The sequence below is a fragment of the Streptomyces sp. NPDC006332 genome, assembly GCF_040612855.1.
Taxonomy (GTDB): domain Bacteria; phylum Actinomycetota; class Actinomycetes; order Streptomycetales; family Streptomycetaceae; genus Streptomyces.
Genome location: NZ_JBEXRA010000110.1, coordinates 1 through 10,328, shown reverse-complemented (window position 1 = coordinate 10,328; position 10,328 = coordinate 1). Strand labels below are relative to the sequence as shown.

8 protein-coding genes and 1 pseudogene are annotated in these 10,328 nt (G+C 71.3%); 3 read left to right on the top strand and 6 right to left on the bottom strand.

What is annotated here, in order from left to right:
* Positions 1–87 precede the first annotated feature (87 nt).
* Entirely contained in the window at positions 88–300 is a 213-nt protein-coding gene (locus ABZ027_RS42470) for a DUF397 domain-containing protein (RefSeq protein ID WP_356778351.1), read from the bottom strand.
* Complete coding sequence (locus ABZ027_RS42465) at positions 297–1,205, bottom strand: helix-turn-helix transcriptional regulator (protein WP_356778349.1); 909 nt, start codon at positions 1,203–1,205, stop codon at positions 297–299. The genes ABZ027_RS42470 and ABZ027_RS42465 overlap by 4 nt, the downstream gene beginning before the upstream one ends.
* A gap of 131 nt (positions 1,206–1,336) precedes the next feature.
* Here ABZ027_RS42465 and ABZ027_RS42460 point away from each other — a divergent pair, with 131 nt between their 5' ends.
* Complete coding sequence (locus tag ABZ027_RS42460) at positions 1,337–1,795, top strand: ATP-binding protein (protein WP_356778347.1); 459 nt, start codon at positions 1,337–1,339, stop codon at positions 1,793–1,795.
* Between the two features lie 105 nt (positions 1,796–1,900).
* Positions 1,901–2,936 (top strand): annotated as a pseudogene (locus ABZ027_RS42455) (serine/threonine-protein kinase); the annotation flags it as partial.
* A 16-nt stretch (positions 2,937–2,952) separates the two neighbouring features.
* Here ABZ027_RS42455 and ABZ027_RS42450 read toward each other — a convergent pair.
* From ABZ027_RS42450 to ABZ027_RS42440, 3 genes are all read right to left on the bottom strand, one after another.
* A complete protein-coding gene (locus tag ABZ027_RS42450) occupies positions 2,953–3,255 on the bottom strand; it encodes a hypothetical protein (RefSeq protein ID WP_356778345.1) in 303 nt (100 codons plus the stop codon).
* Between the two features lie 194 nt (positions 3,256–3,449).
* The gene (locus ABZ027_RS42445; RefSeq protein WP_356778343.1) at positions 3,450–4,145 is read right to left on the bottom strand and encodes a TetR/AcrR family transcriptional regulator; all 696 of its coding nucleotides are present in this window, start codon (positions 4,143–4,145) and stop codon (positions 3,450–3,452) included.
* 68 nt (positions 4,146–4,213) lie between these two features.
* Entirely contained in the window at positions 4,214–8,227 is a 4,014-nt protein-coding gene (locus ABZ027_RS42440; RefSeq protein WP_356778341.1) for a beta-ketoacyl synthase N-terminal-like domain-containing protein, read from the bottom strand.
* Positions 8,228–8,544: 317 nt separating this feature from the next.
* Between ABZ027_RS42440 and ABZ027_RS42435 the strand changes: the two genes are divergently transcribed.
* On the top strand, positions 8,545–9,363 hold the full coding sequence (locus tag ABZ027_RS42435) for an AfsR/SARP family transcriptional regulator (RefSeq protein ID WP_356778339.1): 819 nt from the start codon (positions 8,545–8,547) through the stop codon (positions 9,361–9,363).
* A 27-nt stretch (positions 9,364–9,390) separates the two neighbouring features.
* On the opposite strand, the gene ABZ027_RS42430 is transcribed toward ABZ027_RS42435, so the two are convergent.
* Entirely contained in the window at positions 9,391–10,188 is a 798-nt protein-coding gene (locus ABZ027_RS42430; RefSeq protein ID WP_356778337.1) for an alpha/beta fold hydrolase, read from the bottom strand.
* Between the last annotated feature and the right edge of the window lie 140 nt (positions 10,189–10,328).

Below are 10,328 nucleotides of genomic sequence, written 5' to 3'. Positions count from 1 at the left end.
GTCTCCTCCAGCTCCGTCGGCGCGCCCATCATCAGGTCCTGGGCGTTGCCGTTGAGCGGGAAGGCGATCGTCTCGCGGATGTGCGGCTCAGATGGTCTGGTCGGCGGCCAGCCGGACGAGCCCGGCCCATGTGTCGGGGGCGACCGTCAGAACCGGTCCGGATCGGACCTTCGAGTCCCGGATGTGTATGCCGGTGACGGCGGCTGCGACCTCCACACACTCGCCACCCCCGCCGCTGCTGTAACTGCTCTTGAACCAGGCCGACTCCGACGCAGTCAACTCGGTGCTTTGCAAGGTCATTTCACTCCCAGCAGTTCCTCGATGAAGTCCAGCGACTCACGAGGGGTGAGCGCCTGTGACCGGAGGATGCCATATCGGGCTTCGAGCTCACGGATCTTTCCGGCGCTGGTGTACAGGCGGCTGTCGTCCTGTACCTCGGTGTACGCGATGCGTCGCCCTTCGGCGGTGTCGATCAGATTGAAGGGGCCGCCCAGCCCCGCATGATCCTCTCGGTCGGTGGGCATCACCTGAATCTCCACGTTGCGGTTCTGCCCCACGAGCAGGATCTGCTCCAACTGACCTCGGAGTGCCGCCCGTCCACCGATTGGCTTGCGCAGCACCACTTCCTCGATGACGAAGCTCAGCAATGGTGCCGACCGGCGAGTGAAGATGTCTTGCCGCGCCATCCGAGCCACCAGACGCTGTTCAATGACGTCGTCATCGAGTAGCGGGCGCTGCATCCGGAAAACAGCCCCCGCATACTCCTCTGTCTGCAACAGGCCCGGCACCGCAAGAGCCGCGTACACAGACAGGCCGACCGCTCCCGCCTCCAACCGCGCCATGTCCCGGAAGAAGGCCGGATACTGTGCCCGCCCCACCTCCTCCTTCAGCGCCTTGAGGACGCCCCCGGCGTCCAGCACCTCGTCCGCGCGGTCGATGAACCTCGGCGGGGGAATCCGTCGGCCCTGCTCGAAGGAGGCGATCGACTGGGCCGCGTAGCCCGTGAGCTTTCCGAACTCCGGCCGTTCCAGGCCCGCCCGTACCCGCAGCAGCTTCAACTGCCGTCCGAACGCCGTCACCACGCCCGAGCCCGGCTCGTCCTCCGGCCTCGGTCCGGCGTCCTCCCGCTCCCGCTCGCCCTCGCCCTGCTGCTCCACCGACTCCACTGACTCCATCGGCTCCACCGCCTCCCCGGCCCAGTTCACCGGCCCAACGCACCCGCCCCGAGCCGGTCACGCAGCGCGCCTCGTACACCTCCCACCCCGTCGCGTACAACCAGAACACGACGGCGCGTCACCACTGGTCACGCTACGCCACTGCCGGAAGCGTTGAGGGCATGAACCATGAGATCGCCGCTCCTTCGCGAACCGGTCAACCCGGCATCCCCACAGGCCACTTCGCGATGCGCTTCAGCTCCACCCCGCGCGGCGCGCGGCTCGCCCGGCGGCTGGCCGGGCAGCGGCTCGACGCGTGGGGCATCCCTTACGACTGCGAGGCGCACCACACGCTGACGCTGATCGTCGCCGAACTCGCCGCCAACGCCGTCCAGCACGGCCGGGTCTCCGGCCGTGACTTCCACCTCGCGTTGGCCCGCGACGCCACCACCGTACGGATCGAGGTCACCGACACCCGCACCGAAGGCGTACCGGTCGCAGCGACGTCCACGGACCTCCGCGACACCGGCCACGGCCTGCTCCTGGTGCAGCACCTCGCCGACCGCTGGCACTGGCACCCGCGCCCCGACAGCCCCGGCAAGACGGTCTGGGCCGAGTACGTCCTGTCGGCGGATAGCTGAACGGCCATCGCTCCCCTGCCCGTCGTCCACCACCGCGCCCAAGCCCCGTAGGACCGCGACCGCTGGACGGAAGATCGACGCAGCGGTCACACTTGACCCCAGACCGTGATGGAGCTCGTCGACGGCGTACCGCTGTCCGCCTACCTCGATCCCGGCCGTCCGCTGCCGGTCAGTTGGGCGGTCGCCGTCGCCGCGCAGGTCGCGACCGTGCTGTCGTACGCGCACGACGTGCCGGTGATCCACCGGGACCTCAAGCCGGGCAACATCCTCGTCGCACGCGACGGCACCGTGAAGGTCCTCGACTTCGGCATGCGGCGATTCTGCGCACCGACGTCACCAAACTGACCGCCACCGGCAGCCCCATCGGCACCCACCAGTACATGTCGCCCGAGCAGGTCCGCGGCGGACGCATCACCCCACAGACCGATCTGTACGCGCTGGGCTGTGTGCTGCACGAACTCCTCAGCGGGCGCCTCGCGTTCGAGGCGGAGAGCGAGTACCTGCTGATGTACCAGCACGTCAACGCCGCCCCCACCCCGCTGCGACAGCTGCGGCCCGACGTCCCCGAGGCGCTGGAGGAGCTGGTCCTGCACCTGCTGCGCAAGGCACCCGAGGCGCGTCCCGCCGACACGCAGGAGGTGTACGCGCGGCTGCTGCCGTTCCTCCCACCGCCAGGCCAGGAGCCCGGCACGGCCGATGCCGGGCCGGCCGGAGCGCCCGACCCGACGGGCGTGTTCCGTCAGCCTTTCGCGCCCCGCGCCCGCGCCCAGGCCCCCGCACCCGGTGGTTCGAAGCCGACGGCCGTCCTCCCCGCTGCCCAGCCGGTGCCCGCGCCTGCCGCGCCCAGGCGGCCCGGTGCCGGGCTGAACTCGGCCAGGTGACTGACGCGCTCGCCGCGCTCCAGGGGGTGCTGAACGTCGTGCGGGCCGTCGACAGCGACGTGAGCGAGGAAGCCGTGGAGCTACGGCACAACATCGGGATGCTACTGCTCGCGCAGGGCCGGACGGTCGAAGCACGGCAGGTCCTCGAACCGCTCCACCAGGACATGTGCATGGTGTTCGGTCCCGACGACGAGATGAGCGTCGAGACCGCCGAGGCACTTGCCGTGATCCGCCTCGACCTCGACGGTTCGGCTTCCTGACCCCCACGGGTCGCTGTCACATGGTGTCGCGCGACCGGAAGAAGCGTCGCACTGTCCACAGGACGATGACCAACACGGCGACCGACAGCATGAAGTTGAGCGCGTCGAGGCTCTCGACAACGGTGTGGGGTGCGTGGAAGAGGGTCGGCACCTTGGTGCCGATCATGCCCAGGCCCATGAGGAGGGGGAGCCATGCCCAGAGGAAGCGCAGGCGCTGGTCGGGGCCCTCGCTCCGCCGGGTCCGGGTGCGTTCCCACCACCGGCCGATGAGGCTGCCGAGAACCAGCAGGCATCCCATCGCGACTACGGACCAGTCCATGAACCGCAGCATCGCCGCTCCCTTGATCGGCAGGATCCTCCTCCTGCGGATGACCGCAGGCAAGGGGATGCGGCTGAGGATCGCCGACCGTGGACCGGCCGGCGACCAGACGGTCGGCGGTCGGTCCGTCGGCGGGCGGGGGGAGTCTCGCCCCGGCCCAGCCGTGCGCACACGGTCGCGCACACGTAGGGGGCCTACGCCTGTGACGCCCGCGCCAGCGGGGTAGCGGCTGGCGGGGAGGTGTGGGTCGACGCCCCCGGGACACCGCGCCCGTGCTGGGAGTACGACAGGACGCCCGTGAGGACGATCCTGAGTACCTCGCGCAGTTCGATGTGGAGCGGTATGCGCGAGCCCGGGTCCTGTGACCAGCGGTAGAGCAGGCCCAGGTAGGAATCGCGGAGGATGTTGCCGACGCGCATCGGATCGATGTCGAAGGTGACCTCGCCGCGCTGGCGGCCGGCTTCGATGATGTTGGCGAAGACCTGGCCCGCGTAGGGCTCCTCGAGGAGGGGCTGCCCCGCCTTCACCCAGGCCTGGAGCATGGCGGCGGTGATCTCACGTTCGGACTCGTTGAACTCCGCCAGGGCCGCCATGCACCTCTCCAGGTGCACCGTCACATCGTCGTTCTGGGACTTCATGGACTCTTCCATGCACAGCTCCAGGCGCCGCTTCCGGGCCTCGGCCCATGCGGTGACCAGGTCTTCCTTGCGCTGGAAGTAGTTGAAGAAGGTGCCGCGGGCCACGTCGGCGTGCTCGGCGATCTGGTCGATCGTGGTGCGGTCGTAACCCTGCTCGGCGAAGAGGGACAGGGCAGATGTGTAGATGCGGTCCCGCACCCGCTGCTTGCTGCGCTCTCTGCGCCCGAGGGGGCGGGCGGGTTCAGAGGCCATGTGCTTCCTCGCCTTCTCACGTCGTTGTGCGGGCTCCCATCGCCCCCAAAAATTATACCACGGTACATCTATGAGTCATGGTCTTCGTTTTTGTGGTCGAGAGGCTGTCGGGTGGCCACGGAAGCGGCGATCACACCGATGGGTTCGCGGCCCAGCAGCCGGGTGGCGGGTATGTCGACACCCGCCGTGCGGTGCAGTCGCACCCTGAGTTCGGTCGCCAGCAGGGAGTCCAGCCCCAGGGTCCGCAGCGGCCTGCGCGGATCGAGCCGGGTCGCCGACAGTCCGAGCACGGTGGCGGCCTGTTTCAGGACGTCGTCGGACGTGGGCGGCAGGTCGGGCGCAGCCTGTAAACCGGGCGCCGTGGGGGGCGCGGGACGAGCGGTCGTGGTCAGTGGCGCGGTCGGGGGAGTGGGCGCGGGCGTGGGCGCGGGGGCTTTCACGTCCGCGGGTGCGGGGCTTTCCGCGTCGCGCGTCTCGGGGGCGGAACCCACCGGTCGGCGGCGCAGCCGTATGTCATGGAACTCCGCGATCAGGTGCCCGTCCTCGGCCGTCAGCCACACGTCGCAGCGCGCGTCGTCCGTACCGTCCGAGGGCGTGAAGCGGGCCACGCACCAGTGGTCCCGGCCGACTCCCGCCGCGTCCCGGACCAGGACCCGACCGAAGGACACCGGCACGTACCCGCCCCCGCCCCCGCTCACGTCTGCGCTCCCGTCCGCGCCCGCGGAGTTCGGCCACGCGGCGAGCATCGTCAGGAGCCCGGCCTCGAGCCCGGTCGCCGCCGCGCCGGGGGAGCGGCGCATGCGAGCCACCGACTCGCCTTGCGCGCACCACAGTTGGGCCACCGTGCGCAGTGACGCGTCGATGGTGTAGCCGCGGCCCTGGGCGCGGCGGTAGAACTCCGCCGCCGGTACGTACGTGGTGCACCGGGTCAGACTCGCGTCCAGCAGCTCCCGGCCGTGCGGCTCGGCTGCCACGCGGTGGGGGCCGGCGGTGCCCGCGCTGTCGCCTTCGCCCGCGCCCGCTGTGCGGAACCTGCCCGTCAGGCACAGCTCACCGTCCCGGGCCCCGTCCACGGTGCGCAGCGTCGTGACGGTGAACACGAAACACCCCTGCCGCGCGGCAGGCGTCAGGCGCACCCGCACCGCGGCGCCCCGCGCCTGCGCCAGCTCCCAGGGCCGGGCCCCGAACTCGACGTCCTCCAGTACGCCTTCACCGCGCCCCGTGAGGCCGCTCGCCGCCCGCAGGACCGCCTCGACGTACAGCACCGGCGGTACGACGGCCGCGCCGCCCCGCGTGCGGACGCTCTCCCCGAGGTCGTCCAGGCCCAACTCGCGCAGCTCGACCTCCCGTACGTGCTCGGCCGGTGCGGCGGGCGCCGGAGCGGGCGCCGTCCTGAACTGTTCCTGGTCCCAGGCGTACGTCGGCAGCGGCACGCGGGGCGCGGTCCCGTCGAAGAGGCGGTCGAAGTCGATGCGTCCGCCGTGCGAGAAGAGCTGGCCCAGCGCGCGGGTGATGTTCTCGCCGTCGTCCTGGTGACGCTTGAGGGTGGCCACGGCGGCCGGGGCAGCGCCCCGTTCCTCGAGGGTCGCCGTGACGGACTGGACGAGCAGCGGATGCGGGCTGACCTCCAGGAACACCGTCTCCTCCTGGGCGGCCGCCCGCACTGCCTCGACGAAGCGGACCCGCTCGCGGAGGTTGTCCACCCAGTAGGCGGCGTCCAGCTCGGGTCCGTCGACCGGCTCACAGCGGGTGGTGGAGAACATCGCGGTACGGGCGGGCAGCGGGGTGAGATGGGCGAGGGCGTCGGCCAGGTCGTCCCGCAGTTCCGCCATGTACGGGGAGTGGGACGCCACGTTGACCTTGACGGGGCGGCATAACACCCCTTCGTCCTGGAGGCGTTCGGCGATGAGCCGCAGGGCGTGCGCGTCTCCGGCGAGCACGGTGCTCCTTGGGGCGTTCTCCGCGGCGACGCAGACCGTGTCGCCGTAGGGCGCGGCGGCGTCCGCCGCGCTTGGCGCGTCGAGTTCGACGGCGAGCATCGCGCCGCGCTCTGCCAGCCGCTGCATGAGGGAGCTGCGCCGGCAGATGACCGAGGCGGCGTCCCGGAGCGACAGCGTTCCGCAGACGTGGGCGCCGGCCACCTCGCCCATGCTGTGTCCGAGACAGAGGTCGGGTTCGACCCCCTTGGCGCGCAGGAGCGCGGCCAGCGACACCTGCACGGCCCACAGCAGGGGCTGCACCACCGCGACGTCGTCGGGGAGTTCTGACGGCGGTGCGTTGTCGCCGTCGCCGGTCAGCAGGCCGATGACCGACCAGCCCAGTTCCTCCCGGACGAGCGCGTCGCATTCCGTCAGGGTCCGGCGGAACACCGGTTCGGAGGCCAGCAGGTGGCGGCCCATGCCGAGCCATTGCGAGCCCTGCCCGGGGAAGACGAAGGCGATCCGGCGGTCACCCGCGAATCCGGCGTCCGCCACCCCTCCGTCCGGGGTCTCCTCGCCGACGGCCAGGGCACGCAGGGCGGCGGCGAGTTCGTCATGGGTGCGGCCGACGGCCCACAGGCGGTGGGGGTGGGCGTCCCGCCGGGTCGCGGCGGCATGGCAGATGTCCCGCAGCGGGTACGAGCGTCCCTCGCCGTCTTCCAGGAAGTCGGCGTAGCGCGCGGCGAGTTGGCTCAGGGCGGCCGGAGTGCGGGCGCTGAGCAGCAGCAACCGAGGCTCTGAGACGTCGTACGAGAGCTGCCCGGGGACGTGATCCTGCCCCAACTCCGGTTCATGGGCCTGCGGCTCGGGGACGTACTCGCTGACGATCACGTGGGCGTTGGTGCCGGACAGGCCGAAGGAACTGACGCCCATGAGTGCGGCCGGGCCGCCGGGCATGAGGGGGGTGTTGCGGGTGACGCATTCCAGGGGGCCGGTGTTCTGGGCCAGGACGGGGTGCGGTGTGCGCAGGTGGAGGGAGGCGGGGATGGTGCGGTGCCGGGCGATGAGCACCGTCTTGATCAGGCCCGCGATCCCGGCGGCGGCTTCGGCGTGGCCGATGTTGGTCTTGACGGAGCCGACGCGCAGCGGGCGGGACCGCGGCTGCTCTTCGTCGTCCACGCCCAACGCCTCTGCCAGCGCACGCAGTTCGACCTGGTCGCCGACGGGGGTGCCGGTGCCGTGGGCCTCCACGTAGTCGAGCTGGTCCGGGGTGATGCCGGCGCTGCGGCAGGCGGAGCGGATCATCTCGGTCTGTCCGGACACGGCGGGCTGGAGCAGTGTTCCGCTGCCCTGGCCGTCGTTGGTGACGGCGCTGCCCTTCAGTACGGCGAGGACCTGGTCGCCGTCGCGCAGCGCGTCGGGCAGACGCTTGAGCAGGACCGCCCCCACTCCTTCGCTGCGGACGAAGCCGTCGCCGGAGGCGTCGGCGAACTTGCAGCGCCCGTCGGGTGCGAGCATGCCGCCCTGGGAGTAGGTGATCGCGTCGGACGGTGAGAGCACGGCGTTGACTCCCGCGGCGACGGCCAGATCGCTCTCCCCGGTCAGCAGACTCTGCCGGGCGAGGTGCACGGCGACCAGGGACGAGGAGCACGCCGTGTCGACCACCAGGCTGGGCCCCCGCAGGTCGAGGGCGAAGGAGAGGCGCCCCGCGGTGATCGTCCGGAGCCGGTTGCCCGCCATGCCGTGCAGGTCCTGAGGCCCGTCGGGCTCCACCCGGTCCGCGTACTCGGCGGTCGCCTGCCCCACGAACACACCGGTGCGGCTGCCCGCCAGCGTGGACGGGAGGATGTGCGCGTCCTCCAGCGCCTCCCAGACGACCTGGAGGAGGACCCGTTGCTGCGGATCCATGGCCTGCGCCTCGCGCGGGGCGATTCCGAAGAAGGCGGCGTCGAAGCCGTACAGGTCGTCGAGGAAGCCGCCGTGCCGCGAGACGGTCCTGCCCGGTTCGCCCGGTCGCGCGGAGTAGTACCGCTCGATGTCGAACCGGTCCTCCGGTACGGGTGTGACGGCGTCGGTGTTGTCTTCGAGCAGGTGCCAGAACGCACCCACCCCGGGCGCTCCGGGGAATCTGCATCCCATCCCGACGATCGCGATGTCAGGCATGCCGCCTTGCCGCACGAAGCCCCCTCAGTCTTGTGGTGTCAGGATGCAAAAGTACACCAGAGAGCAAGTTTGACTTCCAGTCGACTCTAGCAACGCCTGCGAACACCAGGAGAAGATCGGGTTACGGCCACTTTTCACCCGTCTCACGGGGTGAGTGACCTGCCATTTCTGCCCTCGGAGTGCCGGAGTCGTGACCTTTCTCGGGTGAAACATGAGCTACAGTCCATTGATAAACTGCTACACAGAATCCCGGAGCGTAACCGCGCCCCGGCCGGGCCGCCCTCTCGGGGCCCGGCCGCCGACCAGGAGGAGGACGGATGATCGCCAGAGTGCTGGGCCCCCTGCGCGTGACCATGAACGGCGTGTCGGTGGTCCCCACGGCACTGAAGGCCAGAAAGCTCCTCGCCGTGCTCATCCTGAACCGGGGCCGCGTGGTGCAGCGGGCCGCCATCGAGCGCGAACTGTGGGGCCTGGACGTGCCCATGAGCGCCTCGACGGGCATCCAGAACTGCGTGATGCAGATCCGCAAGAGCATCGGCCGCGCCGTCGACGGTGGCCCCTCGGACCGTCTGCCCAAGGAGACGCTGATCACCGAGGCCACCGGGTACCGGCTCGAAGTCCCCGGCGAGCAGTTCGACATCGTCGGCTACCACAAGCTCGTGTCGGTGGCGGGCGAGGCGGAGGCCAGGGGAGACCTGTCGCAGGCGTCGGCCCAGCTGAACAACGCGCTGAAGCTGTGGCGTGACGCGCCCCTGGCGGACGTGCCGGCCGGGCCCGTGCTGCACCCGCACGTGCTCCGGCTGGAGGAGGACCGCAAGTCGGTGCTGAGTCAACGCGTCGGCCTGGACCTGCGGTTGGGCCGTTACGCCGAGGTCATCGGCGAACTGCACGCACTCGTGGCCCTCAACCCCTACGACGAGGTGCTGCACGAGTACCTGATGCTGGCGCTGCACCTCTCCGGGCGCCGCAATGACGCGCTCGCCACCTATCAGGGCGTTCGCGCCGCGCTGACCGACGGGATCGGCCTGGAGCCCTCGCACCGTCTGCGCCGCCTCCAGCAGCAGATCCTGAACTGCGACGACGAGCTGGAACACACCTTCCTGGACGACCGCTCCGGGCACCTCGTCGGGGCGTAGTGGCGCCGGTGCGCGCAGCCGCGGTCGTCAGCGGGAGGGGGACGAGGCCAGCAGTCCTCGCGCTGATCCCCGTACCACGTCTGCGGCGTGAGCGGCCGTCAGGGACGCGAGCAGCTCTTCCAGCACCACACCCTGTCCGTTCGGGGTGAACGGGAAGAAGTGCCCGCCCTGGGCGCGCCGTTGACGGAACGGCCCCGACGTGAAGCGGGCCCACAGCGGGAGTTCGCCGAGCGGGACGAGCGGATCGTCCGTACCGGCCAGCGCGGTCAGCGGCACGGTGAGCCGGAGAGGTTCCACGGCGTGCAGCGCGTGCCGTGCGAGCGCGAGGTCATGGGCCAGGACCTGCCGCGCGGGGCTGAGCGACGGGTCGTGCAGGGCGTCGGCGGGCAGGCGGTGCAAGGCGAAGATCTCGGCCAGTTCGGCGGCGGCGTCCGGGTGTCGCGGGCGGGGCAGGCTCCGGGCGCCCGGCCGGGAACAGCTCACGACCAGACCGTCACAGCGTCCGCCGCCCGCGTGCGCCACGGCGAGCGCCAGCAGCCCTCCCAGACTGTGCCCGTAGAAGACCGTAGGCGCGGGCGCGAGGGCGGACAGCTCCCGGCGGACGCCCGACACGGCGGCGGTCAGCGTCGTACGCGGTGCGAGACTCGCACGCCGCTCCCGCCCGGGCAGGGTGACGCCCACCACCTCCACCGAGTCCGGCAACCCGGCCAGGACGCTCGCACAGCGCTCCGCTCCGGCGCCCGCGTGCGGGAAGACGACGACGCGGCTGTCGCGGTGTGCCGCGGGGCGCAGCACGTGCGTCCAGTCGGCGGAGTGGGAGAGCATGCTCATTCCTTGCACGGGGGTCGGGCGGTCGGGGGCGTTCTCGAGGAGGGGGGCGGCCCGTCGGCGCGGGGGGGGGGGGGGGGGGGCCCGCCCCCCCCCCCCCCCCCCCGCGGGGGGGGGGGGGGGGGGGGGTGGGGATG